The 23,774-nt window shown below is 73.4% G+C and carries 23 protein-coding genes; 13 read left to right on the top strand and 10 right to left on the bottom strand.

Annotated elements, in window-relative coordinates; all coding sequences use genetic code 11:
• The first annotated feature begins 28 nt into the window (after positions 1–28).
• The 6 genes from ACZ466_RS46920 to ACZ466_RS46895 all read left to right on the top strand — a co-directional run bounded on the left by ACZ466_RS46920 (position 29) and on the right by ACZ466_RS46895 (position 7,516).
• The gene (locus ACZ466_RS46920; protein ID WP_378279578.1) at positions 29–1,390 is read left to right on the top strand and encodes an acetyl-CoA carboxylase biotin carboxylase subunit; all 1,362 of its coding nucleotides are present in this window, start codon (positions 29–31) and stop codon (positions 1,388–1,390) included.
• Position 1,391: 1 nt separating this feature from the next.
• Positions 1,392–2,429, top strand: a complete 1,038-nt coding sequence (locus ACZ466_RS46915) for a ketoacyl-ACP synthase III family protein (protein WP_378279576.1) — start codon at positions 1,392–1,394, stop codon at positions 2,427–2,429.
• Between the two features lie 126 nt (positions 2,430–2,555).
• Positions 2,556–4,061, top strand: a complete 1,506-nt coding sequence (locus ACZ466_RS46910; protein WP_378279574.1) for an FAD-dependent monooxygenase — start codon at positions 2,556–2,558, stop codon at positions 4,059–4,061.
• Positions 4,062–4,090: 29 nt separating this feature from the next.
• Positions 4,091–5,149, top strand: a complete 1,059-nt coding sequence (locus ACZ466_RS46905; RefSeq protein WP_378279572.1) for a methyltransferase — start codon at positions 4,091–4,093, stop codon at positions 5,147–5,149.
• A gap of 82 nt (positions 5,150–5,231) precedes the next feature.
• A complete protein-coding gene (locus tag ACZ466_RS46900) occupies positions 5,232–5,972 on the top strand; it encodes an ABC transporter ATP-binding protein (RefSeq protein ID WP_378279570.1) in 741 nt (246 codons plus the stop codon).
• Entirely contained in the window at positions 5,969–7,516 is a 1,548-nt protein-coding gene (locus ACZ466_RS46895; RefSeq protein WP_378279569.1) for a hypothetical protein, read from the top strand. The genes ACZ466_RS46900 and ACZ466_RS46895 overlap by 4 nt, the downstream gene beginning before the upstream one ends.
• 5 nt (positions 7,517–7,521) lie before the next feature.
• Here the strand turns inward: ACZ466_RS46895 and ACZ466_RS46890 are convergent, their stop codons facing one another.
• The 5 genes from ACZ466_RS46890 to ACZ466_RS46870 all read right to left on the bottom strand — a co-directional run bounded on the left by ACZ466_RS46890 (position 7,522) and on the right by ACZ466_RS46870 (position 12,799).
• Positions 7,522–8,838: a cation:proton antiporter gene (locus ACZ466_RS46890; RefSeq protein ID WP_378279567.1), complete on the bottom strand. Its 1,317-nt coding sequence runs from the start codon at positions 8,836–8,838 to the stop codon at positions 7,522–7,524.
• Positions 8,839–8,882: 44 nt separating this feature from the next.
• Positions 8,883–9,023, bottom strand: a complete 141-nt coding sequence (locus tag ACZ466_RS46885) for a hypothetical protein (RefSeq protein ID WP_378279565.1) — start codon at positions 9,021–9,023, stop codon at positions 8,883–8,885.
• The gene (locus ACZ466_RS46880) at positions 9,023–10,183 is read right to left on the bottom strand and encodes an NAD(P)/FAD-dependent oxidoreductase (protein WP_378279563.1); all 1,161 of its coding nucleotides are present in this window, start codon (positions 10,181–10,183) and stop codon (positions 9,023–9,025) included. Before ACZ466_RS46880 ends, ACZ466_RS46885 begins: the two co-directional genes overlap by 1 nt.
• Positions 10,184–10,268: 85 nt before the next feature.
• Positions 10,269–11,525, bottom strand: coding sequence for a ketosynthase chain-length factor (locus tag ACZ466_RS46875; protein WP_378279599.1), 1,257 nt, complete (start codon positions 11,523–11,525; stop codon positions 10,269–10,271).
• Positions 11,526–11,527: 2 nt separating this feature from the next.
• Positions 11,528–12,799: a beta-ketoacyl-[acyl-carrier-protein] synthase family protein gene (locus ACZ466_RS46870; RefSeq protein WP_378279561.1), complete on the bottom strand. Its 1,272-nt coding sequence runs from the start codon at positions 12,797–12,799 to the stop codon at positions 11,528–11,530.
• 212 nt (positions 12,800–13,011) lie between these two features.
• Between ACZ466_RS46870 and ACZ466_RS46865 the strand changes: the two genes are divergently transcribed.
• The 7 genes from ACZ466_RS46865 to ACZ466_RS46835 all read left to right on the top strand — a co-directional run bounded on the left by ACZ466_RS46865 (position 13,012) and on the right by ACZ466_RS46835 (position 19,095).
• Positions 13,012–14,496 (top strand): FAD-dependent monooxygenase, encoded by a 1,485-nt coding sequence (locus ACZ466_RS46865; protein WP_378279559.1) that lies wholly within the window; start codon positions 13,012–13,014, stop codon positions 14,494–14,496.
• A 68-nt stretch (positions 14,497–14,564) separates the two neighbouring features.
• On the top strand, positions 14,565–14,891 hold the full coding sequence (locus ACZ466_RS46860; RefSeq protein ID WP_378279557.1) for a TcmI family type II polyketide cyclase: 327 nt from the start codon (positions 14,565–14,567) through the stop codon (positions 14,889–14,891).
• Between the two features lie 63 nt (positions 14,892–14,954).
• A complete protein-coding gene (locus tag ACZ466_RS46855) occupies positions 14,955–15,209 on the top strand; it encodes an acyl carrier protein (RefSeq protein WP_378279555.1) in 255 nt (84 codons plus the stop codon).
• A 28-nt stretch (positions 15,210–15,237) separates the two neighbouring features.
• Entirely contained in the window at positions 15,238–16,023 is a 786-nt protein-coding gene (gene fabG, locus ACZ466_RS46850) for a 3-oxoacyl-ACP reductase FabG (RefSeq protein ID WP_378279598.1), read from the top strand.
• Positions 16,024–16,045: 22 nt separating this feature from the next.
• Positions 16,046–17,014, top strand: coding sequence for an aromatase/cyclase (locus tag ACZ466_RS46845; protein ID WP_378279553.1), 969 nt, complete (start codon positions 16,046–16,048; stop codon positions 17,012–17,014).
• Positions 17,015–17,027: 13 nt separating this feature from the next.
• Positions 17,028–18,551 (top strand): FAD-dependent monooxygenase, encoded by a 1,524-nt coding sequence (locus tag ACZ466_RS46840; protein ID WP_378279551.1) that lies wholly within the window; start codon positions 17,028–17,030, stop codon positions 18,549–18,551.
• A gap of 46 nt (positions 18,552–18,597) precedes the next feature.
• On the top strand, positions 18,598–19,095 hold the full coding sequence (locus ACZ466_RS46835) for a nuclear transport factor 2 family protein (RefSeq protein WP_378279549.1): 498 nt from the start codon (positions 18,598–18,600) through the stop codon (positions 19,093–19,095).
• Between the two features lie 105 nt (positions 19,096–19,200).
• On the opposite strand, the gene ACZ466_RS46830 is transcribed toward ACZ466_RS46835, so the two are convergent.
• The 5 genes from ACZ466_RS46830 to ACZ466_RS46810 all read right to left on the bottom strand — a co-directional run bounded on the left by ACZ466_RS46830 (position 19,201) and on the right by ACZ466_RS46810 (position 23,707).
• The gene (locus ACZ466_RS46830) at positions 19,201–20,496 is read right to left on the bottom strand and encodes an FAD-dependent oxidoreductase (RefSeq protein WP_378279547.1); all 1,296 of its coding nucleotides are present in this window, start codon (positions 20,494–20,496) and stop codon (positions 19,201–19,203) included.
• Positions 20,497–20,578: 82 nt separating this feature from the next.
• Complete coding sequence (locus ACZ466_RS46825; RefSeq protein WP_378279546.1) at positions 20,579–21,196, bottom strand: NAD(P)-dependent oxidoreductase; 618 nt, start codon at positions 21,194–21,196, stop codon at positions 20,579–20,581.
• 42 nt (positions 21,197–21,238) lie between these two features.
• The gene (locus ACZ466_RS46820) at positions 21,239–21,916 is read right to left on the bottom strand and encodes a hypothetical protein (protein WP_378279544.1); all 678 of its coding nucleotides are present in this window, start codon (positions 21,914–21,916) and stop codon (positions 21,239–21,241) included.
• Between the two features lie 23 nt (positions 21,917–21,939).
• Complete coding sequence (locus ACZ466_RS46815) at positions 21,940–22,638, bottom strand: AfsR/SARP family transcriptional regulator (protein WP_464041978.1); 699 nt, start codon at positions 22,636–22,638, stop codon at positions 21,940–21,942.
• Between the two features lie 403 nt (positions 22,639–23,041).
• Positions 23,042–23,707 (bottom strand): response regulator, encoded by a 666-nt coding sequence (locus tag ACZ466_RS46810; RefSeq protein WP_378279541.1) that lies wholly within the window; start codon positions 23,705–23,707, stop codon positions 23,042–23,044.
• Positions 23,708–23,774 lie beyond the last annotated feature (67 nt).

Here is a 23,774-nt window from a genome sequence, read left to right as displayed (position 1 = left end):
GGCCGTCCCGACGGCAGCGAGGAGCGAGATGTTCAGCACGGTACTCATCGCCAACCGGGGCGAGATCGCCCTGCGCGTGGCCAGGACCTGCCGCGAGATGGGCATCCGGACGGTGGCGGTGTGCTCCACCGCCGACGAGGAGTCGGCCGTCACCGGATTCGCCGACAGCGTGGTGCGGATCGGCCCCGCGGCGCCCAGGCGCAGCTACCTGAGCGCGCCGGCGATCACCGAGGCGGCGCTGCAGACCGGCGCCGAGGCGGTCCATCCCGGCTACGGGTTCCTCTCCGAGGATCCCGACTTCGCCGAGATCTGCGAGGCCGGCGGCCTGACCTTCATCGGCCCGCCCGCGGACGTGATGGCCCGGCTGGGCGACAAGGCGGCGGCCCGGCGGATCATGAGCGAGGCGGGGCTGCCGGTGCTGCCGGGCACCGACGCCACCGGCGCCGCCGCGGCCGAGGCCAAGCGGATGGCCGACGCCGTCGGCTACCCCCTGATGATCAAGGCGGTGGCGGGCGGCGGCGGGCGCGGGATGACGCCGGTGCGCGGGCCGCGCGAGTTCGTCCGCGCCTACCGGGAGACCCGTGCGGCGGCCAAGTCGCTGTTCGGGGACGGCAGGGTCTACCTCGAGCGCCTGGTGGAGCCGGCGCGGCACATCGAGGTGCAGGTCCTGTGCGACCGGCACGGCAACGGCGTCCACCTGGGCGAGCGGGACTGCTCCGTCCAGCGCCGCCACCAGAAGCTCGTCGAGGAGACCCCCGCCGCGGGCGTCGACCGCGCGATGACCGAGCGGATGTGCGAGGCCGCCGTCACCGGGGCCCTCGCCTGCGGCTTCACCGGGGCCGGCACCTTCGAGTTCCTGGTCGACGGCGACGACTTCCACCTCATGGAGATCAACTGCCGGATCCAGGTGGAGCACCCGGTGACCGAGATGGTCACCGGCATCGACCTGGTCCGCGAGCAGATCCGGATCGCCGCCGGGCTCCCCCTCGGCTTCGCGCAGGACGAGGTGCGCCGGCACGGCGCCGCGATCGAGTGCCGCGTCAACGCCGAGGACCCCGAGCGCGGCTTCGCGCCCGCGCCCGGGACGCTCACCGCGTTCCGGCCGCCCGGCGGGCCGTTCACCCGGGTGGACACCGACGCCTACCAGGGCCGCAGGGTCCCGCCCCACTACGACTCGCTGATCGCGAAGGTCGTCACCTGGGGACCCGACCGGGACGCGGCCGTCGCGCGCATGGACCGGGCGCTCGGCGAGTTCACGGTCGGCGGCCCCGGCGTGCACACCACCACCGGACTGCTGCGCAAGGTGATCGGCGAGCCGCGGTTCCGGCGCGCCGAGCACACCACCGCGCTGCTCCGGGAAATGCACCTCGGCGACTCCCAGGGAGAGTGACGTGAGATTCGACGACCTCCATGTCGCCGCGGCGGCGAGTCGGCTCCCGGAGCGGATGACCCTCGACGAGGCCGACCGGGCCGGACTGTGCGACGCCAGGGCGCTGTGGCGGACCGACATCGCCGCGGTCCGCGTCTCGCGCACCGAGCCGGCCCCCGACATGGCGGCGCAGGCCGCCCGCGCGGCGGTGCGCCGGGCCGGGTGCCGGCCGGACGAGATCGACCTGCTGCTGCACGCCAGCACCTACTACCAGGGCCACGACATGTGGCCCGCCGCCTCGTACGTCCAGCGGGTCGCGGTCGGCAACCGGTGCCCCGCCATCGAGATCGGCCAGATGTCCAACGGGGGCATGGCCGCGATGGACCTCGCCGCGAACCACCTCATGGCCGACCCCGCCCGGAGCCATGTCCTGGTGACGACCGGCGACCGGTTCTGCCCGCCCGGGTACGACCGGTGGCGCAGCGATCCCGGGACGGTCTGCGGCGACGGCGGCGCCGCGGCGGTGCTGTCGCGCCGGCCCGGCTTCGCCCGGGTCCGGAGCCTGGTCACGGTCTCCGACCCGGAGCTGGAGCGGATGTCGCGGGGCGACGACCCGTCCGGGGACGCGCCGTTCGGCGTCCGGCGGACGGTCGATCTCGAGGCCGGGCGGAAGGCGCTGGTCGCCGAGGTGGGTCTCGACGAGGTGCTCGGCCGCATCGACGCGGGGCAGCGGGAGACCTTCGAACGGGCGCTGGCCGAGGCCGGCGCCGAGCTCGCCGACATCGACTGGTTCGTGCTCCCGAGCCTGGGCCTGGGCCGGCTGCGGGCGCACTTCCTCGATCCGTTCGGCATCGATCCGGAGCGGACGACCTGGTCGCTGGGGCGCGAGATCGGGCACCTGGGAGCCGGTGACCAGATCGCCCTGCTGGGCCTGCTGGCCGACTCGGGCGCGCTGCGCCCGGGCCAGCGCTGCCTGGTCGCCGGGGTCGGCCAGGGCTTCTCCTGGTCGGCGGCCGTCCTCGACATGCTGCGCGCACCGGCGGCGGGCCGGGAGGTGTGACGTGGCCGCGCCCGCCCTCCCTCGTCCGCCCGCTCCACCTGCGCTCAAGCGCGGTTCAAGCCCCCGGGGCGAGGATCGGACCGCCAAGCCGTGGAAGCCGCACAGCGAGTGCCGTGGGAGCGTGTCATGAGCGTGATCGTCGTCGGGGCCGGACCGACCGGGCTGATGCTGGCCGGTGATCTCGCGGCCGCCGGGGTGCCGGTGACCGTCCTGGAGAAGCGCGCCCTGGAGTCCAACCTGACCCGGGCGTTCGGGGTGCACGCGCGCACCCTGGAGATCCTCGACATGCGGGGGTGCGCGGACGAACTGGTGCCGCAGGGCCGTCCGGTGGGGATGTTCCGCCCGCAGATGGGGCGCGGGGACCTCAGTCTCAGCTTCCGGCATCCCGAGAGCCGGTTCCCGTTCGTCCTGATCGTCCCGCAGGCCCGGACCGAGGCGCTGCTGCTGCGCCGCGCCGAGGAACTGGGCGCCAAGATCGAGACCGGTGCGGAGGTGACCGGTCTGGAGCAGGACGCCGGCGGCGTCGCGCTCGAGGTCAACGGCGCGCCCGGCCCGGCCGCCGACTACGTGGTGGGGTGCGACGGCGCGCACAGCCGGGTCCGGGCGCTCCTCGGCGTCGGTTTCACCGGCCGCAACTACGACACCAAGCTGCTGCTGGCCGACATCCGCACCACCTCCCGGATGCAGGAGGGCATCAACGGCCTGATGGGCCGCGACGGCGCGATCCTGTTCCCGGCGTTCGGGGACGGCTGGTACCGCGCGGTGATCTGGGACCGCGCCCAGCAGGGCGTCCCGCTGGAGGCCCCCCTCGGCGTCGCGGAGGTGCTGGAGTCCATCCGGCGCATCAGCGGCAGGGACATCGACATCGAGGAGATGCGGTGGTCCACCCGGTTCCTGACCGAGCGCCGCCAGGCCGACCGGTACCGGGTGGGACGGGTCTTCCTCGCCGGGGACGCGGCGCACGTGAACTCCCCCATGGGCTCCCTCGGGATGAACACCGGCATCCAGGACGCCGCGAACCTGGCGTGGAAGCTCATCGCCGCGCACCGCGGCCGGGCCCCGGACTGGCTGCTGGACTCCTACCAGACCGAGCGCCACCCGGTCGGGCGCACCGCCCTGAAGATCAGCGACCTGCTGCTGAGGTCGGCGGTGGCGCCGCGGGCCGTCCACGTGGTCCGGCCCTACGCGGCGCGGCTCGTGCTGGCGATCCCCCTGATCACCAGGTTCCTGCGCCGGACGATCGCCGGGATGAACATCAGCTATCCGGCTCCGCCCGGACTGCCCCGGTCGTCGGCCACCGGTCTGCGGGTGGACGACCGCGAGCTGTCCGTCGAGGGCCGCCGGGTGCGCCTGTACGAACTGGTCGAGCCCGATCGCTTCCTTCTCCTGGACCACTCGGAGGACGGCGCGGCGGCCGCGGCCGTCGCCGGCTGGGGCGACAGGGTCACGGCGGTCGCGGCGCCGGGGCAGCGGCCGTCGCGCGCGTCCACGGTCATGCTGCTGCGCCCGGACGGCTACCTGGCCTGGAGCCACCGGGCGCCGAGCCCCGGCCGGGTCCGTGAGGCGGTGGCGCACTGGTGCGGCTCCCCGCGGCCGTCCCCGCAGGGGAGCTCCCTCTCCTCGTCCGAATGAACGGTCACCACGACTCCGAAGGAGAAGCCATGCAAGAGTCCGGCCCGAGGAACCACGGCGACGGGGGCATGGACGCCCAAGGGATGATCAAGAGGTTGATCTTCGGCCACATGCCCGCGCGGGTGATCCACGTGGCCGCCCGGCTCGGCATAGCCGACGTGCTGGACGGCGGCCCCCGGACGGCGGAGCAGCTCGCGGCGGCGACCTCGTCCGACCCGGCGTCCCTGAAGCGGCTGCTGCGGGCGCTCACCTGCTTCGGCGTGGTCGTCGAGCAGGGCCCGGGCGTCTACACGCTCGGCCCGATGGGCGGCCCGCTGCGCTCGGACGCCCCCGGCACCCTGCGCGAGCTGGCCATGCACATCGGCGGCGAGGCGCTGTGGCAGAGCTGGGGCGGCCTGGAGGACAGCGTCCGGACGGGCGGGAACGCCTTCCAGAAGATCTTCGGAACCGACTACTTCGAGTACCTCGACCGCAACCCGCGGCCCGCGGCGACCTTCAACGTCGCCATGGGCGAGCTGACCGGGGACGTCACCGACCGGCTCGTGACCGGATACGACTTCTCCCGCTTCCGCGCCGTGGTCGACGTCGGGGGCGGCAACGGCACGCTGATCGCCGCGATCCTGCGCACCGCGCCCGGGCTCCGCGGCGTCCTCTTCGACACCGCCCAGGGCGTCGAGCAGGCCGCCAAGACCCTCGCGGACGCCGGCGTCGCCGACCGCTGCGAGGTCCGCGCGGGCGACTTCTTCACCTCGGTCCCCGGCGACGGGGACCTCTACGTGCTCAAGAGCGTCGTCCACGACTGGGACGACGAGCGCAGCGAGGCGATCCTGCGCAGGTGCGCCGAGGCGATGTCCGGCGACGACAGGATCGTCCTCATCGAGCCGTCCCAGCCCGCGGGCGGCGAACCGGGCGAGATCGTCAACACGGTGATGAGCGACCTGAACATGATGGTCCTCACGGGCGGCCACGAGCGCTCGGAGGCGGAGATCGAGGCGCTGTTCGACAGGGCCGGCATCCGGCTCACCGGCGTCACCCCGATCCAGGCCGGCACCAGCCACAACATCGCGGAGGGGGCGCTGCGGTCCTGAACGGCGCGAGCCGGCCCCCGGACACGGTCCGCGGGGCCGGCTCGCCGTTGACGCGGTCGTCCGGAAGAGAAGGGGAGGAGCGGTGAACGAAGCGATTCGCACCGAGGGCCTGGTGAAGACCTTCGGGCAGGGGCGGGCGCGGGTCCGGGCCCTGGACGGGCTCGACCTGTCCGTTCCGGCCGGCGAGGCGCACGGCCTGCTCGGAGCAGCCGGGGCGGGGAAGACCACGGCCTTCCGCGCGCTGCTCGGGCTCGTCCGGGCGGATTCGGGAACGGCGCGGCTGCTGGACGGCGATCCCTGGCGGGACGCGGTCCGGCTCCACCGGCGGCTGGCGTTCGCGCCGGCCGCCGTCCGGTTCTGGCCCGGCCTGTCCGGTGGGGAGATCATCGATCTGCTCGGCCGGCTGCGGGGCGGACGGGCGGACGGCCGGCGCCGGGACGAGCTCGTCGCCCGGCTCGACCTGGACCCGCGCCGGAAGGCGCGCACGTACTCGGCCGGAGAGCGGCAGAAGCTGACCGTGATCTCGGCGCTGGCGTCCGACGCGGAGCTGCTGATGCTGGACCGGCCGGCGGCGGACATGGATCCGCCGGCACGGGCGGTCGTCCGCGCCTGCCTGGCGGAGGAGCGGCGCGACGGGCGCACGCTCCTGCTGTCGGGCGAGAGCCTGGGAGAACTCGCGGAGGTCTGCGACCGGATCAGCGTCGTCAGGTCCGGCCGGACGGTCGAATCCGGCCCGCCGGACGGGCTGCGGCACGCCTCTCCCGAGGACCTCCTCCTGTCGCAGGACGCGGTACTCGAAAACCGGAGGGCGGCGGCACCATGACGTCAACGCTGAAAGCGCCCGGCGCGAGGCAAGGAAAGGCGGCGCCAAAGGACCGGCTCGCCGGGACGGGAACGCTGTTCCGGCTGGGGCTGCGCCGGGAGCGCCACGCCCTGCCCGCCTGGCTGCTCGCCAACGCGGCGCTGCTGGGGGGAACGGCGGCGGCCTACGGCGCCGCCTTCACCGATGCCGAGGCACGGGCGGCGGCCATCGACCGTTCGGAGTCCGCCCTCCTCAGGGCGCTCAACGGAGCACCCGCCGGCGACGGCATCGGCTCGCTGGCCGTGACCGACACCTTCACCGCCACGACGACGCTCGCCTCCCTCATGGCCGTGGCCATGGTGCTCAGGCAGACGCGCCAGAACGACGAGAGCGGGCGCGCCGAGCTTCTCGCGTCCACCGCGGTGGGGCGGCACGCGCCGTTGCTGGCCGCGCTGCTCCTCGGGGTCGCGGCGTGCGCGGCCCTCGTGCCGGTGCTCGCGCTCGCCCTCGCGCTCGGCGGGCTTCCGGTCGCGGGGTCGGTCGCGGCGGCCGCGGCGATCGCCGCCACCGGGCTGGTCTTCGCGGCGGTGGCGACGATGACCGCGCAGCTGTGGCCGTCCACGACCGCCTCGACCTGGGACGCCATCCTGGTGATCTTCCTGGTGTTCCTGCCCCGCGCGATCGGCGACGCGCTGGGCGGGGTCCCGGCGGGCGGCCTCGGGGTGTCCCGCGGCTGGATCTCATGGATCTCCCCGGTGACCTGGGCGCAGGAGATCCGGCCGTTCCACGGGGACCGCTGGGTGCTGCTGGTGCCTCTCGTGGCGCTGTCGGTCCCCATCGCCGCCCAGGGGTTCAGGCTGAGCACGAAACGCGACCCCGGGTCCAGCGTCATCGACACCGGCAAGGGTCCCGCGGCCGCCTCGCCGTCCTTGCGCGGACCCTGGAGTCTCGGACGGCGCCTGTACCGCACGGCCATGAAGGCCTGGGTCGCGGGGAGCATCCTCGGCTTCCTGTGCGCGGGGCTGCTCGGCGCCGGCGACGACGCTTCAGCGGTGGCCATGGCGGACCTGGTCGCGATCGTCGCGGTCTGCCACGCCGCCCACGTCCTGGCGGGTCTGAGGTCGGAGGAGACGACCGGCGGGCTGGCGATGACGCTGGCGGGCCGCGCCGGGCGCGGCACCTGGCTGCTGGCCCGGCTCGGTCACGGCGCCGCCGGTCTCGCCGCCGTCGTCCTCGCCGCCGGTCTGGGCGCGAGCCTGGGCACCGGGCTGCGGAGCGGCGACCTGGGCGGCGGCCTCGCGGAGACACTGGCGGTCTCCCTGGTCCAGACAACGGCGGCCCTCGCGTTCGCGGGCCTCGCCGTCGCGGCGTTCGGCGCCCTGCCCCGGTTGTTCCTGCCGCTGCTGTGGGCCGGGCCGGTGGCGACGGCGCTCCTGGCCGTCGCCGCCAGCGAACCGGACGCCGGCCCGGTAGCCGGGCTGACCGCGGTGGCGGCCATCCTGGCCGCGCTCGTCCTGGGCGCGCTCGGCACCGTGGCGTTCGGGCGCCGCGATGTCGGCGGATGACGCGGTCATCGGCCGACCGTCGCATCGTCGTAGGCGGGCCTCGGCTCCCGTCCGCCGCCGCCCTCCCTCCGGTCCCGCTCGGCGTCCTCCAGGTGCCCGGGGAGGGAGAGCCGGTACAGGGGGATCGCGGCGATGGTGGTCACGACCGCCACGAGCACCAGGATCGAGTAGAGGTCCTGGCCGAGCAGCCCCTGCCGGCGGCCGATCCCGATGAAGATGAGGATCATCAGGCCGCGGGCGTTCATCAGCGCGCCGACCGCCGAGGAGATCCGCCAGCCGTTGCCCTGCAGGCGCATCGCCAGCAGGCAGCTCAGATACTTCCCGGCGAAGGCGGCCGCCACGATCGCGACGACGGCCCCGAGCACCGAGCCCCGCAGGACCGCGTCGATGTCGGTGTTGAGCCCGGTGTGGGCGAAGAAGACCGGCAGCAGCAGGCCGGCGTTCATGTCCATCAGCCTGCTCCGCAGCCGCTCCCGCAGCAGCGGCGACGCCGGGAGCGCGAGGCCGGCGACGAAGCCGCCGAAGACGAAGTGGACGCCCAGCTCGTGCGTCGCCCAGGCGGACGCCGCCACGAACAGCAGGGTCGTCGCGAGCGCGCCCGGGGTCAGCTCCCCCTCCCGCTCCACGACGCGCGCGACCCGCGCCATCAGCCGCCTCCCCAGCGTGAGCATCGCCGCCGTGAACACCGCCGTGCCGACCAGGGCGACCGCGACCTGCGCGGCGGACCCGCCGAACGCCAGCGCGATCACCAGCACCAGCATGATCCAGGCCGCGATGTCGTCCACCGAGCCGGCGAGCAGGGTGACCGCCCCCAGCCGGGAGAACTGCATCCGCCGGTCCTCCAGGATCCGCGCCAGCGTGGGGAAGGCCGTCACCGTGAGCGCACCGCCCAGCAGCAGCGACAGGTGCAGGCGGGAGGTGCCCGGTTCGGCCACCTGGCCCGCCACCAGCAGCGCCGTCCCCGCGCCGAGGACGAACGGGACGCCCACCCCGGTCCCGCCGACCACCATCGCCTCCCGGACCGACCGGCGGTCCAGCACGTCCCCGTGGATGCCCGCGCCGACCAGGAACATGAAGAACACCAGGCCGATCGTGCTCAGCACGTACAGCACCGAGACGACCTCCCGCGGGAACAGGAACGCAGAGGCCGCCGGGGCGAGCTCACCCAGCAGGGACGGCCCCAGAAGCACCCCCGCGACCATCTCTCCGACGACGCGGGGCTGCCCCGCGGCGTTGGCGATCCGCCCGCAGGCCGCGGCGGCCAGGATGATCGCGATCAGTGCGACGAAGACGTGCGAGGTGAGCTCGCCGACGGGATCCATGGACGCTCCATGACAGAGGGGTCGTGCCGCCGAGGACGGCGGGCTCAGACGGCGGCGGCGACCTCGCGGACACCGTGGATGGGGTGGGTGACGTAGGGCTCGAAGTCCTCGAACACGCCCCACTCCGTGGTCTCCCGGAGCCGCCGCCCGACCGGGTTGTCGGGGTTCCAGAAGTCGCCGTTCATCAGCTGCAGGACGCTCGCGATGCTGGCCCCGCCGGACACGCACTGGTCCCAGAGGTACTCGTAGACGCTGTAGTGGTGGGTGTAGAAGGCGCGATCAGCCGGTGGTAGGTGTCCATCCCGGTCATGCCGAACCGCTCGTACAGCCGGGCGCGCACGTCCGCGACGGACGGGTCGGCCAGGGACGCGTTGATCGCCTCGCCCGCCCAGGTGCCGGTCACCAGGGCCAGGAACACCCCGGCCGAGAAGATCGGATCGGTGAAGCAGCCGGCGTCCCCGACGATGTAGTACCCGGGCCCGACGAGCGCGTCGGAGTAGTGGCTGTAGTCGGTCTCGCCGCTGAGCTCCGCGGCCACCTCGGTGTTCCGCAGCCGGTTCTTGATGCGCGGGATCCGGCCGAGGTACTCGTCGTAGATCTCCTCGGCCCGCCCCGCGCGCATGGTGTCGACCGGCACCACCGTGCCGACGCTGAGCTTGTCCTCGCGGATCGGGATCGCCCAGACCCAGCCGTCGTCGTGGTTGCCGAGCACGATGTCGCCCTTGGCGCCCGGGTTGTACAGCTCGTCGATGCCGCTGAAGTGCTTGAACACCGCCATCATCCGGATGCTGTTGTCGGTCTTGCGCAGGCCGAGCGCCCGCGCCAGGACCCCGGCCCGCCCGCTGGCGTCGACGACGTACCGCGCGGACACGGTGTGCTCGTCCTCGCCGCCGGTGTAGCGGACGCCGGTGACCCGGTCGCCCGACCGCACCGGGCCGAGCACGCGGGCGCCCTGGACGACCTCGGCGCCCGCCTCCGCGGCGGAGTCGAGCAGGATCTTGTCGAAGTCGGCCCGCTCGACCTGGAAGGTCCAGTTGCGGAAGCCGTCCCCGATCTCCTGGAAGTCGACCCGGTACGAGAACCCCTCGGTGCCGGTCAGCTCCACGCCGCGCTTGGTCACGAAGCCCGACTTCTGGACCTTCTCCAGCACGCCCAGCTTCTCCAGGGCGTCCGCCGTGTAGGTGAGCAGCGACTCGCCGACGTGGAAGCGCGGGAAGACCTCGCGCTCCAGCAGCAGGACGGACCGTCCCGCGCGGGCGAGCGTCAGCGCGCAGGCCGATCCTCCGGGGCCTCCTCCGACAACGATGGCGTCGTACTCGTTCCTGGTGTGGGGTGCCGCGGCCATGACCACTCCTTTTCCTCGGGTGCTCGGTTGCTCGGTTGCTCGGTTCTCGTGATCGCGATCTGTGCCGGAGGCCGGTCGGGCGGGGTCACTCGGGGGCGCGCAGCACGACGGCCGCGTTGAATCCCCCGTGCCCGCGCGCGACGACCAGTGCGGTGCGCACGTCCGCCCGGCGGGGCCGGCCGGTGACCAGGTCCATCTCGTACTCGGGGGCGGGCTCGGCCACGTTGACGGTGGGCGGGATCACCCCGTCGCGCAGCGAGAGCACCGCGTAGGCGGCGTCCAGGGCGGCGCCGCCGGCGAACAGGCGGCCCGTCATGGTCTTGGGGGCGGTGACCGGGACGCCCCGCGGTCCGAACAGTTCGCGCAGGGCGTCGGCCTCCGCGGCGTCGCCCTTGCGGTCGCCCGCCGCGTCGGCGAAGACGACGTCGACGTCGCCGGGCCGCAGCCCCGCGTCGCTGATCGCGTTGGCCATCGCGTCCCCGAGCCGCGGCGGGCGGCCGGTCCAGGGCGGCGGGTCGAGCGTCGCCGCGTACCCCGCCACGGTGGCCAGGGCCGGGACGCCGCGCTCGCGCGCGTGGCGGGCGTCCTCGGCGATGAGGATCGCGCCGCCCTCCCCCGGGACGAAGCCGCACGCCGCGTCCGAGAACGGGAGGTAGGCGCGGTCCGGGGCGCTCTCGGTGCTGACCAGGCCGGTGGTGAGGTAGTGCACCCAGCCGAGCGGGCACAGGCCGCCGTCCACGCCGCCGGAGACGATGACCGAGGCGCCCTTGCGGACGAACCGGCGCGCCTGCGCGAGCGAGTCCAGGCCGCCGGCCTGCTCGGTGATCAGTACCCCGCCGGGCCCGCGCATGCCGTGCCGGATGGAGATCTGCCCGTTGTTCACGGCGTAGAACCAGGCGAAGGACTGGTAGGCGCTGACATGGTCCTTGCCCTGGGACCACAGGTTCTGCAGCTCGCGCTGGCCGAACTCGACGGCGCCCGCGGACGCGGCGGTGGCCACGCCCACGGCGAAGTCCTCGATCTCGGCGGGGTCGAGCCGCGCGTGCCGCAGCGCCCACTCGGCGGCGGTGAGCGAGAGCCGGGTCTGGTGGTCGGTCTGCGGCAGCAGGCGGCTGGGGATGTGGTCCTCGGCCACGTAGCCGTGGACCTCTCCGGCCACGGTCGCCGGGTACCGGGACGGGTCGAACCGGCTGATCCGGCCGAGCCCGCTCCGTCCGGCCAGGGTCGCCCGCCAGCACTCCTCGGTGCCCAGCCCGTTGGGCGCGGTGACGCCCACGCCGGTGATCGCCGTCGTGGCGGCCGCGTCCCGCTCTGCAGGAGGCGCCGGGCTCGTACGGGGCATGGTCATGACGCGGCACCCCCGCGGTCGGGACGGGTCAGCACGAGCGCGGTCTGGAAGCCGCCGAACCCGCTGCCGACGGTCAGCACGGAGTCGAGCCGGGCCTCCCGCGCGGTGTTCGGCACGTAGTCCAGGTCCAGGTCGGGATCGGGTTCGCTCAGGTTCGCCGTCGGCGGGACGACGCCGTGCTCCATGGCGAGCGCGCACGCCGCGGTCTCCAGCGATCCGATCGCGCCGAGCGAGTGGCCGATCATCGACTTGATCGAGCTGATCGGCACCCGGCGGGCGTGGTCGCCGAGGCTGCGTTTGAACGACGCGGTCTCGTGCCGGTCGTTCTGCTTGGTCGCGGAGCCGTGCGCGTTGACGTAGTCGATCTCGGCCGGGTCCGTCCGCGCCTCGGCCAGCGCGGCGTCGATGGCCGCGGACATCTCGCGCCCGTCGGGCTTCAGCCCGGTCATGTGGTAGGCGTTGCACCGCGAGGCGAAACCGGCGACCTCGGCGTAGACGTGCGCCCCGCGGCGCCGCGCCAGCTCCAGATCCTCGAAGACCAGCACGGCCGCCCCCTCGGCGAGGACCAGCCCCCTGCGGGTGCGGTCGAACGGGCGGCAGGCCCGCTCGGGCGGATCGTTGTCGGGCGTGGTGCCGCGGATGGCGTCGAAGCAGGCGGAGGTGATCGGGGACAGCGGCGCCTCGGTGGCGCCGGCGACCACGACGTCCACCGTGCCCTCGCGGATCAGGTCCGCGGCGTGGCCGAGCGCGTCGAGGCCGGAGGTGCAGCCGGTGGACACCACCGCGGCCGGTCCCTCGGCGCCGGCGGCCCAGGCCACCTCCGCCGCCATCGAGTGCGGGACGAACTTCCAGTACAGCTCGGGCACGGCGTACTCGTGGTCGACGTTCTCCATCCGGCCGCCGTCGCTGAGCACCACGTACTCCCGCTCCAGCGTGGTGGTGCACCCCACCGCGCTGCCGAGCGAGGTGCCGATCCGGTCGGCCGGGACGCCCGCGTCCGCCACGCCGCTGTCGGCCAGCGCCTCCCGGGCCGCGACGACCGCGAACTGGCCGGCCCGGTCGAGGCGGCGGGTCTCCTGCGGCCGGAGCCCCGCCGCGACCGGGTCGAAGTCGACCTCGGCGGCGACCCGCGAACGGAACGGCGACGGGTCGTACAGGGATATCCGGCGGATCGCGGATCTCCCCTCGGTGAGAAGTTCCCAGTACTCCTTGACGCCGGTTCCGCCAGGAGCCACGACGCCCATGCCGGTTATGGCGACCCTGCGCATTCCATCACCTCGTTCGGATAGCCCGCGTTCTCGATGAGCCCGCATCCGGGGGACCCGCCCTGCGCTCTGCGGACAGCGTCGCCGCACGGTCTCGAAGCTCACTCGGGCCGTCATGGAACGGGCTGGACAAAGGCCCGAGCGAGCCTCGAGAAGGGCGGGTGACGCTGGCGGCCGATAGATCGATTCGGCCGGTACCCGACCGTGGAGGAGCGATGGAATCCCCCGTCGTCGTCGTGGGCGCAGGGCCCACCGGAATGATGCTCGCGGGCGAGCTCGCGCTGGCCGGAGCGGACGTCCTCGTGCTGGAGAGACTCGCGGAACCCTCCGGGGAATCGCGCGGGCTGGGCTTCGGGCCGCGCACCATGGAGATATTCGCGCAGCGCGGCATCCTCGACGATTTCGGCGACTTCGCCAGGAGCTCCGCCGGTCACTTCGGCGGGATACCGTTGGACTTCGCCGTTTTCGACGGCGCGCATTTCAGTGTCAACGGCGTACCCCAGTCGCGGACCGAGGCGGTGCTGAGCGGCTGGCTCGACCGGCTCGGCGCCGAGGTGCGCCGCGGTGTCGAGGTCACCGGCGTCGACGCCGGCGTCGACGGGGTCGACGTGCACGTGACCGGTCCCGGCGGACCGGCGACCCTGCGGGCGTCCTACCTGGTGGGGTGCGACGGCGGGCGGAGCACCGTGCGGGCGGCGGCCGGCTTCCGGTTCGAGGGCACGGACCCCACCCTGGAGATGTACCTGGCCGACGTCGAGGGGGTCGAGGTCCGGCCGCGGCTGAGCGGCGAGCACACCGCCGGCGGCATGGCGATGGCGGGTCCCATCGGAGGAGGGGTCACCCGTGTCATCTCCTGCGAGCTCGGCAACGAGCCGCGCGAGCGGACGGAACCGCCCGCCTACGCGGAGGTCGCGGCCGCCTGGAAGCGGCTGACCGGCGAGGACATCGCCGGCGGCCGTCCCGTGTGGGTGAGCAGCTTCACCGACGCCGCGCGGCAGGCGACCGAGTACCGCCGGGGCCGGGTGTTCCTGGCCGGCGACGCCGCCCACATCAGCCTCCCCGCCGGGGGCCAGGGCATGAACACGGGCGTCCAGGACGCGGCCAACCTCGGCTGGAAGCTGGCCGCGCAGGCCGGCGGCCGCGCGCCCGAGGGCCTGCTGGACACCTACCACGCGGAGCGCCACCCGGTGGGCGCGCGACTGCTGCGCAACACCCGGGCCCAGGGGATGCTGACCCTCGGCGGCGAGGCCGCCCGCCCGCTCCGGGACGTCCTCTCCGAGCTGATGGCCTATGACGAGGTCGCCCGCCATCTCGCGGGCATGGTCAGCGGCCTGGACATCCGGTACGACGTCGGCCCCGGCGACCACCCGCTGCTGGGCCGCCGCATGCCCCACATCGGTCTCGTCACCGACGGGACGAAGACGACCACCACCGAACTGCTGCGGACCGGGCGCGGGGTGCTGCTCGACCTGACCGGCGACGCGGACCTGCGGAGGGCGGCCTCCGGCTGGAGCGACCGCGTCGACGTGGTCACCGCGGCACCCGCGGACCCGGAGACCGGTGGCGTGGCGGAGGCCGGAGCGCTGCTGATCCGCCCGGACGGGCACGTCGCCTGGACCGCGCCGGACGGCGCGGGCGGCGGATCGGACGGCGGGCTTGGCGAGGCGCTGGCGCGCTGGTTCGGCCCGCCGCGGATCTGACCGGTGCGATCGTCCGGCCGGGCGGGACCCGGCCGGCCGGAATCGCGGAAGGGAGAAGAAGGGAACCCATGCACAGCACACTGATCATCGCCCGGAAGGCCGGCCCGTACGAGGAGGAGATCGCCAAGCTCTTCGGCGCGTTCGACGAGACGGAGATGCCCGAGCGGATGGGGACGCTGCGGCGCCAGCTGTTCACCTTCAACGACCTCTACCTGCACCTGCAGGACTTCGAGTCGGAGGGGGCGGTCGCGATCGACGGCGCCCGCGCCCATCCGCTGTTCCAGCAGATCAGCGCGGACATGCGCCCGTTCGTCGAGGCCTACGACCCGGATACGTGGCGGTCGCCCGCGGACGCGATCGCGAGCAGGTTCTACCACTGGGAGCGCGGCCGCTGAGAGGGCGGGGGCGCGCGGGCGCACGCGCGGCGACCGAACCGATCCGATCCCGAGAGGAGAGACATGAGCTCGACCGGAATGACGCTGCCCGAACTGAAGGAGACCCTGCTGGCCGCCGCCGGCGAGAGCGAGGGCGTGGACCTGGACGGCGACATCGCCGACGTCCCGTTCGCCGACCTCGGCTACGACTCGCTGGCGGTCCTGGAGACGGGCGGCCGGATCGAGAAGAAGTACGGGATCAGCCTCGACGACGACGACCTGACCTCGGCGGAGACGCCCGGCGAGTTGTTGAAGCTCGTCAACGCGTCGCTCGCCTGACCCGGCAGAGGAGGCAGACATGACCGGCATGACCGGCAACGGATTCCAGGTCGCCCTCGTCACCGGCGCCACCAGCGGGATCGGGTACGCGATCGCGACGGAGCTGGCCGAACGCGGGAAGAGCGTCTTCCTCTGCGCCCGCACCGCCGAGGACGTGGAGACCACCGTGCGCCAGTTCCGTGAGAAGGGGCTGGAGGTCGAGGGCAGGGCCTGCGACGTCCGCTCCGCCGACGACGTGCGCGCGCTCGTCCAGGCCGCGGTGGACCGGTACGGCCCCATCGACATCCTGGTGAACAACGCCGGCCGCAGCGGCGGCGGCATCACCGCGGAGATCCCCGACGAGCTGTGGTTCGACGTCGTCGACACGAACCTGAACAGCGTCTTCCGGATGACCCGCGAGGTGCTGGTCGCCGGCGGGATGCGGGACAGGGGGCACGGGAGGATCATCAACATCGCCTCGACGGCGGGCAAGCAGGGCGTCGTCTACGGTGCCCCGTACTCCGCGTCCAAGCACGGCGTGGTCGGGTTCACCAAGGCGCTCGGCAACGAGCTCGCCTCCTCCGGCATCACCGTGAACGCCGTCTGCCCCGGATACGTCGAGACCCCGATGGCCGGGCTGATCCGCCGCCGCCACAGCGCGCACGAGGGGGTCCCCGAGGAGGAGATCCTGCGGCGCTTCCAGGCCAAGATCCCGCTGGGCCGGTACTCCACCCCCGAGGAGGTGGCGGGGCTGGTCGGCTACCTGGCGACCGGGCCGGCCGCCTCGATCACGTCCCAGGCCGTCAACGTCTGCGGGGGCCTCGGGAACTTCTGAGCCCCCCGGCAGGAAGGAAATCATGTCGGACCAGATCGGCGTCCGCGAGGTCGAGCACCAGACGGTCGTGAACGCGCCGGCCGAGACCGTGTACCGGCTCGTCGCCGACGTGGAGCGGTGGCCGCGGATATTCCCGCCCAGCGTGCACGCCGAATACGTGGAGAAGGGCGCGGCGAGGGGATCCGGGGACGAGGTGATCCGGCTCTGGGCCGTCGCCAACGGCGAGCCGAAGACCTGGACCTCCCGCCGCCGGCTGGACGCGGACGCGCTGCGCGTCGACTTCCGCCAGGAGGTCCCGGCCCGCCCGGTGGCGGCGATGGGCGGCGCGTGGCTGGTGGAGCGCCTGTCGGACCGCGAGAGCCGCGTCAGGCTGCTCCACGACTACCGCGCCGTCGACGACGACCCCGGCAGCCTCCAGTTGATCGACACCGCCGTCGACCGGAACAGCGGGTCGGAGCTGGCCGCGATCAAGGACGCCGCCGAGGCGGGCACCGGTGCCGCCGGGACCTTCCTGACGTTCGAGGACACCGTGACGGTGGACGGCCCGGGCAGGCTCGTCTACGACTTCCTCAACGAGGCGGACCAGTGGACGGAGCGCCTCCCGCACGTGGCCGGGATCGTCCTCACCGAGGACTCCCCGGGGCTGCAGACCCTGGAGATGGACACGCGGGCGGAGGACGGCTCGGTGCACACCACCAAGTCCGTGCGTGTGTGCTTCCCCCACGACCGCATCGTCTACAAGCAGTTGCGCGTACCGCCGCTGCTCACCCTGCACACCGGCGTCTGGACGGTGGAGGAGGAGCCGGGGCGCCCGACCGTGGTCCGCTCGCTTCACACCGTCAGGGTGAACGAGGCGAACATCGAGGCCGTCCTCGGCGCGGGGGCCGATCTCGACAAGGCCAAGAGCATGGTCCGGTCCTCGATCGGCGGCAACAGCGTGGCCACGCTGAACCGGGCGAAGCGGTTCGCCGAGTCCGGCGGCCGAGGCTGAGAGGGCGGAGGACATGAGCGCGGCACACGGCGCGGACGGCTCCCTCCCGGCGGAGGCCGAGGTGGTGGTGGTCGGCGCGGGCCCGGTGGGCCTGATGCTGGCCGGTGAACTGCGGCTCGGCGGTGTGGAGACGGTCGTCCTGGAACGGCTGGCCGAACCCCACCGCGAGTCCCGCGCCGCCCAGCTCAGCCCCCGCACCGTGGAGCTCCTCCTCCAGAGGGGCCTGCGGGACGCGCTGGGGGCACCGCCCGGCAGGGACGTCGGCCACTTCGGCGGGATCCCTCTGGACGTGACCCGGGCGGGCGGTCCCGTCCCGGCCAACTGGATGGTGCCGCAGTTCCGCACCGAGGAGATCCTGCACGACTGGGCCACCGGGCTCGGCGCCACGGTGCGCCGCGGCCGGCAGGTCGCCGACGTCCGCGACGACGGCGGTTCGGTGGTCCTCGACGTGCGGGATCCGGACGGGCGGGTCTCCGGAGGCACGACCCGGATGCGCGCCCGTTACGTGGTCGGATGCGACGGCCGTGACGGCGTGGTGGGCGGCCTGGCGGGCATCGCGCTCCCGGGCCGCCCCGCGTCCCGCGAGCTGCTGCGGGCCGACGTGACCGGCGTCCACATACCGCCCCGCCGCTTCGACCGCCTCCCCCACGGGGTGGCGGTCGCGGGCGCCCTGCCCCACCGCGTCACCCGCCTCATGGTGCTCGAATACGGCCGGGCACCGGTCGCACGTCCGGGTCCTCCCGAGTTCGGCGAGGTGGCCGACGCCTGGAAGCGGGTGACCGGCGACGACATCTCCACCGGGGAGGCGCTCTGGACGGACGTCTTCGACGACACCTGCCGGCAGGCCGCCGAATACCGCCGCGGCCGCGTGCTGCTGGCAGGGGACGCGGCACGCCTGCACATGCCCGTCGGCGGGCAGTCCCTCAACACGGGCCTGCACGACGCGGTCAACCTCGGCTGGAAGCTCGCCGCGCAGGTCAGGGGCTGGGCGCCGGACGGCCTGCTGGACACCTACCACGCCGAACGCCACGCGGTCGGCGCGCGGGTCCTGGACAACGTCGAGGCTCAGACGACGCTGCAGTTCGACGGGGTGCGGGCGGACCCGCTCCGGGAGGTCTTCGCCGGGCTCCTGGAGATCCCCGCGGTCGCCGCGCACCTCGCGGCCATGCTCGGCGGGGTCGACGTCCGGTACCCGGTGCGCCGGAACGGGGCGGATGGCGACCGGGCGGCGGACGTCCTCGGGCGGCGCCTGCCGCCGCTGCGGGACGCGGACGACCCCGCGCCCCTGCCGCCGGGCACCGGCGCGCTGCTGAGCCGCCGCTCCGCCGCGCCGGGGACGCGTGCCCGTGTGGAGGCCGCCGCCGTCAGCCGTCCGGGCCGCGTCCGCCTCGTCCCGCCGGAGCAGTGCACCGCCCTGCTCCCACCCGGAGTGGACGCCGCTCTGCTGCGGCCGGACGGCCATGTCGTCTGGACCGACACCGTGGGCGAAGGACTCGAGGACGCCCTCCAGCAGTGGTTCGGCCCGCCCGCCCGCTGATACCCGGCGCCGCCCCCACCCGTCACAGGAGAAGAAAGGGCCGGCAGTGAACGACACGATGCTCCTCGACTTCAAGGATCTCCTTCCCCGCCTCCAGGACACGGCGGACAGGTCGGAGATCGAACAGGCGATCAACCGCCACTTCCTGTCGCCGGACGACCGGCGCGCCGACGACGCCTGGTTCGACTCCGTCTACACCGAGGACTTCGTCCTCATCGTGCCCACCGGCACCTACACCGGCCGGGAGGGGATGCGCGAGGCGCTGCGCACCTCGGCGGTGGTCTTCGAACGCAGCCACCACCTGGTCTCGAACCATGTGATCGAGATCGACGCCGACGGCGCCGCGATCCGCTCCAAGATCATCGCGACCCATCTGCAGCGGGCGGACGACCAGGGCGACGCCTTCACGGGCGGGGCCGACTACACGTTCACGGCGCGGCGCACCGGAAACGGCTGGCGGCTGAGCCGGGCCGAGTACATCGCGGTGTGGACGCGGGGCACCCCACCGACACCCCCCGCCGAGCCCTCCGGCTCCCAGGGCTGAACCGCCGCGACCGACCGCCGCATCCGAACGATCCAGGGCCGGGCCGCAAAGGCCCGGCCCTGGATCATGCCCTGCACCGGTCTCCGATCGACCGGACCGGACCGCCTAGGGACGCAGCTCGGGAGCGGTCACGTGCTCCGGGCGCAGCCCGCGCATCATGATCCGCGACATCAGCCGCGAGTAGAGGCCCGTCGCCACCCTGGCGCCGGCGGGCGTCCTGAGGGCCGCCTCCAGCATGCGGCGCGGAGCCGGCGCGGCGGCGCCGTCCGCGGCGGCGGGGACGACCTCCCCGAAGAGCTCCCGCTGCATGAACTCCTGCACCCGCTGGGTGCCCGCGTCCGGGAACCACCGGCGGCGCTGGACCCGCGCCAGCAGCTCCGGGTTGAGCGTCCGCTCGAAGCGCCGCGGCTCGCGCTGCGCCCGCAGCAGCGGCCCGGCCAGCAGGTTCGCGGTGGCGACCGCGTCCTGCACCGCGAGGTTGATCCCGACGCCGCCGACCGGGGTCATGGCGTGCGCCGCGTCGCCGATGCACAGGTAGCCGGGGCGGTACCAGCGCTCCAGCCGCTCGAGCCGGACGTCGAGCAGCGCCACGTCGTCCCAGCTCCTGATCGCCTCCACCCGGTCGCCGAGGAAGGGCAGCAGGGCCCGCAGCCGCTCCCGCAGCCCGTCCACGGGCTCCGTGCGCAGCCGGTCGAACCCGCCCTTGCGGATGACGTAGGCGATCTGCCAGTAGTCCCCGCGGTCGATCGCGAACGCCATGGTGCCGTGCTCGGTGCGGCCGTTGAGGCCCTCGACCCGCTCGTCGCCGCGGGGGACGCGCAGCCACAGCACGTCCATGGAGGAGCCCAGCACCTTCGGCCGCAGGCCGGCGCGCTCTCGCAGGGCCGAGCGGCGGCCGTCGGCGGACACCGTCAGCACCGAGTGGAGCTCGTGCTCGCCGCCGCCGTCGGTGTAGCGCAGCCCCCGGACGGCGCCGCCGCGGTACAGCAGGTCGGTGCTCTCCGCCTCCATGACGAGCCTGAATCCGGGGTGGGTGCGCGCCTCCCGGGCGAGCATGTCGAGGAAGTCCCACTGCGGGACCATCGCGATGTACGGGTGGTCCAGCGGCAGCGCGGACAGGTCGACCTCGATGTTCGCGGCGTCCCGCCCCACCGTGACCTTGCGGACCTTGCGGTGCGGGATCCGCTCCACCTCCTCGCCCAGCCCCAGCTCGTCCAGGACCGTGCGGGTCGAGGGGTGGAGGGTGTCGCCGCGGAAGTTGTTGAAGAAGTCGGCGTGCTTCTCCACGACGGTGACCTCGATCCCGGCGCGGGCGAGGAGCAGGCCGAGCATCATGCCGGCGGGTCCGCCGCCCGAGATGGCGACGGTCGTCGTGTCCGGGCGGGCGGAACCGTGCCCCATGGGATGGCCTCCTGTCGGGTGGCGTCCGGGCGATGCCGGTGTACGGAGCGTTCGGGGTGCTGCCGGGTGTGTGCGGGACGGTTCAGTACGCGATGCCCACGCCCCGCCCGGCCACGGCGGGATCGTCGATGAGGTGGAGGACCGCCCCCGCCAGGTCGGCGCGGGAGAGGGAGAGGCCCCGGGGGACGTTCCCGCCCGTTTCCAGGCGGTACCGGCCGGTCCGGGGTCCGTTGGTCAGCCGCGGCGGGCGCACGATCGTCCATGCGACGTCGCTGCCGCGCACGATGTCCTCCATCGCCGCGAGGTCCCGGTGGGCGTCCCGGAAGACCCATCCCACCAGCCGGTACGCCAGGGGCGCCGGGCCGCCGCGCAGCGGGACCGGCGCGGCGCTGGTCACGACCAGCCGCCGGACGCCGCACTCCGCCATCGCCGACAGCGCGGCACGGGTCCACGTCGCGGCCGGGGATCCCGCGCGCGTGCTGCCGTTCAGGACGGACACGACGGCGTCCGCCCCCTTCATGCCGGCGCTCAGCGCCCGCGGGCCGGGGTCGCCCATCGGCACCTTGGTCAGGTCCGGGTGGGTGATCGGCAGCCGTTCGGGCGAGCGGACGAACGCCGCCACCTGGTGTCCGTCGTCCAGGGCCTGGGCGACGAGCAGCCGTCCCGTCCTGCCCGTCCCGCCGAACAGCGCCAAGCGCACGGTCTCACCGTCTCCTTCGCGTCTCGCGGTCTCCTTCGTACGTCACATCGGCCGGACGAGCAGCGGCAGCGCGGTCATGCCGTGTTCCTTGAGCCGCGGGCGCACGAAGCGGTGGAAGCTCGGGCGGGTGAGCTGGCGGACCAGGAAGGGCGCCGCCTTTCCGGGGATGCGCGCGTAGTTGACCATCGCGTAGGGCGACTCCCCAAGCGGGCGCAGCGGGATCGAGTTGTCGACCCCGGTGTTGGCCGTGTACCAGCCGGCGACCGACTTCCACCCCTCGACCGCCGCGTCGCTGTCGGGCGCGAGGAAGTGGTTGAACAGGTACGTGCCGGTCGCCGGGTTCTCGGTGTCGCCCAGCCTGACCGGGTTGTCGGCCGGCATGACCAGCTTCGCGTCGATCTCCTTGAACGGTCCGGAGGCGCGCACGTGCTCGATGTCGCCGGGAGAGGCGGTCTCCACGAGCATCGTGACGTCGAAGCGCGGGAGGCCCTTCAGCGGCGGGATCAGGACCGCCTGGAACACGCGCGCCCGGACCACTTCCGGAAGGGCGGTGAGACGGTCGGCCAGGGTCAGGCACCGCTCGATCTCCTTGTCGCGCTCGGCGCTGTGATGGACGGGAGGCACCCGGGGCGGAGCGACCGACAACCCCAGGTAGATGTATCCGGAGGCGACGGGCGGCAGAAATTGCGGTTCCGGGTACTTCTCGGCCTTAACAGCCATTTTCGGGGTCTCCCATCTCGGCTTCAGCCTGACCGATGCGCGCCAGGTGAGCCGGCGTCGTGGTCGCGCGCGGCGGGCACCATCGAGGGGGCCGCCGGGCAGTTGTCGGAGAGCATCTCCTGGTGGAGCCTCCTGAGATCCGCCCCGAACAGAGCGATCATCAGGAGCCCGTGCATATGCTCGTCCAAAGGATTGGTCAGGACCAGCGACTTCAGCTCGCTGGCCACCTCCCGGTGGCGCCCGACCTGAAGGTCGGCCTCGATGCGCAACTCCAGCGCACGGTGCTTCAACTCGTCCAGCCAGGTCGTGTAGGAATAGAGCAGCTTCCCGTGCTCGACGTCCGCGAGCGACGGGCCGCGCCACAGGCCGACGGCCGACCGCAGAATCCGCGACGCCTCGGCCGGCCTGCCGTCCTCGAGCGCCGCACGCCCGGCATAGAAGGAATTCTCGAATTCCCACAGGTCCACCCGACGGTCCTCGACCTCGAGCCGGTATCCGCCGGGATGGGTGGTCAGCAGATGCTCCGCACCATGCTCCAGCAGGATCTTCCGCAGGTGGTAGATGTAGGTCTGCAGGGTCGTGGCCGCGCTCTTGGGCGGCGCGTCCCCCCACAGTTCGTCGATGAACTCCTCGGGGAGGACGAGCGAGTTCCTCCGCAGGAGCAGCAAGGACATCACCTGCCGCAGCTTGGCCGCTGTCGGGGCTATGTCGTGGCCGTTCACGCACAATTCCAGGGGCCCGAGCACACGGAAGTGCATAGTCATCCCACCGTTGGATCCCACCGTTGACCTCTGCCGGGACAACGCCTGCCGGAATATGCTGGGACCCGGCCAGGCGAAGTCCACGATTTCAGACTTTAGAAGGCCCGCGGCCGTCCCGTCAGCCCCTACGGCGCCCGAGTACTTTCGGCGGCGACGGCCCCTAGGCCCGCCCCTCACCCCTAGGGGCCCACCGCTCCGGCTCCATTCTTCCTGGCCAGCCGCGGGTGCTCGTATCGGGTCCGGCGAGAAGATGTAGGAGCACTACTACTTTCGGTTTATCCCCACTGCGTCCATGGTTGTGCGAGCCCCGCCGCACCGGCGACCATTCTCTGATCATTCAGAATTCGCTCCACCGCGGGTGCGCTCAGCTCTCCGTGCTCGGCGGGACGATCAGGGCGGCGGCCGCGGCCTTGTTCACCGCGTCGATCCTCGAAACCGCGCCGAGCTTGGCGTAGACGTTGCTCAGATGGCGTTTGACGGTGCCTTCCGTGAGCCCGAGCCGACGCGCGATCTCGGTGTTGCTGAGCGCGCCTGCCGCCAGTTGCAGGACCTCGCACTCCCGGGCGGACAGGAGGTCGCGCGCCGGGGAGTCGACCGCCGGGGCCAGGCTGCCGCGCGAGACCGAGAGCATCACCCGGTCGCCGTCGTCGCCCGCGGTGCGGACCATCGCGACCAGTTCCTCGCGGGTGGCGCTCTTGGGCAGATGACCGCTGATGCCCGCGTTCAGCAGGCCGCGCAGCAGATCCGGTCCGATGAGCCGGCTCAGGATGATCACGCGCGTTCCGGCGGAGGCCGTGTTCATGCGGCGCACGGTGGTGAGCACGTCGTCGCCCGGCAGCTCGACGTCCAGCAGCACCACGTCGGGCCGTTCGTCCGCGACGGCCGCGACGGCCTCCGCGCCGGTCCCGGCCACGCCCACCACGGCCAGGCCGGGAACCGTCCGCAGAATCTCCTTGAGGCCCTCACGGAGGAGGTCCAGATCGTCCGCGATGACGACGGAGATGGGCCGATCGGGTCTCGATCTCGACATGGCGCCCCCGTGATGCCGGTCATGGCGGACGCGACCGTCCACCGGGTCGTCCCGACCACCACCACTC

It is taken from the genome of Actinomadura rugatobispora, from assembly GCF_055379765.1.
The sequence above is the reverse complement of the archived record's forward strand: the minus strand, read 5'-3'. Positions and strand labels throughout refer to the sequence as shown.

Coding starts and splice junctions, on each gene's coding strand:
- ACZ466_RS46920 (WP_378279578.1), top strand. CDS start 29: ATGTTCAGCACGGTACTCATCGCCAACCGGGGCGAGATCGCCCTGCGC.
- ACZ466_RS46910 (WP_378279574.1), top strand. CDS start 2,556: ATGAGCGTGATCGTCGTCGGGGCCGGACCGACCGGGCTGATGCTGGCC.
- ACZ466_RS46905 (WP_378279572.1), top strand. CDS start 4,091: ATGCAAGAGTCCGGCCCGAGGAACCACGGCGACGGGGGCATGGACGCC.
- ACZ466_RS46895 (WP_378279569.1), top strand. CDS start 5,969: ATGACGTCAACGCTGAAAGCGCCCGGCGCGAGGCAAGGAAAGGCGGCG.
- ACZ466_RS46890 (WP_378279567.1), bottom strand. CDS start 8,838: ATGGATCCCGTCGGCGAGCTCACCTCGCACGTCTTCGTCGCACTGATC.
- ACZ466_RS46885 (WP_378279565.1), bottom strand. CDS start 9,023: ATGAACGGCGACTTCTGGAACCCCGACAACCCGGTCGGGCGGCGGCTC.
- ACZ466_RS46880 (WP_378279563.1), bottom strand. CDS start 10,183: ATGGCCGCGGCACCCCACACCAGGAACGAGTACGACGCCATCGTTGTC.
- ACZ466_RS46875 (WP_378279599.1), bottom strand. CDS start 11,525: ATGCCCCGTACGAGCCCGGCGCCTCCTGCAGAGCGGGACGCGGCCGCC.
- ACZ466_RS46870 (WP_378279561.1), bottom strand. CDS start 12,799: ATGCGCAGGGTCGCCATAACCGGCATGGGCGTCGTGGCTCCTGGCGGA.
- ACZ466_RS46865 (WP_378279559.1), top strand. CDS start 13,012: ATGGAATCCCCCGTCGTCGTCGTGGGCGCAGGGCCCACCGGAATGATG.
- ACZ466_RS46860 (WP_378279557.1), top strand. CDS start 14,565: ATGCACAGCACACTGATCATCGCCCGGAAGGCCGGCCCGTACGAGGAG.
- ACZ466_RS46855 (WP_378279555.1), top strand. CDS start 14,955: ATGAGCTCGACCGGAATGACGCTGCCCGAACTGAAGGAGACCCTGCTG.
- fabG (WP_378279598.1), top strand. CDS start 15,238: ATGACCGGCAACGGATTCCAGGTCGCCCTCGTCACCGGCGCCACCAGC.
- ACZ466_RS46845 (WP_378279553.1), top strand. CDS start 16,046: ATGTCGGACCAGATCGGCGTCCGCGAGGTCGAGCACCAGACGGTCGTG.
- ACZ466_RS46840 (WP_378279551.1), top strand. CDS start 17,028: ATGAGCGCGGCACACGGCGCGGACGGCTCCCTCCCGGCGGAGGCCGAG.
- ACZ466_RS46830 (WP_378279547.1), bottom strand. CDS start 20,496: ATGGGGCACGGTTCCGCCCGCCCGGACACGACGACCGTCGCCATCTCG.
- ACZ466_RS46820 (WP_378279544.1), bottom strand. CDS start 21,916: ATGGCTGTTAAGGCCGAGAAGTACCCGGAACCGCAATTTCTGCCGCCC.
- ACZ466_RS46810 (WP_378279541.1), bottom strand. CDS start 23,707: ATGTCGAGATCGAGACCCGATCGGCCCATCTCCGTCGTCATCGCGGAC.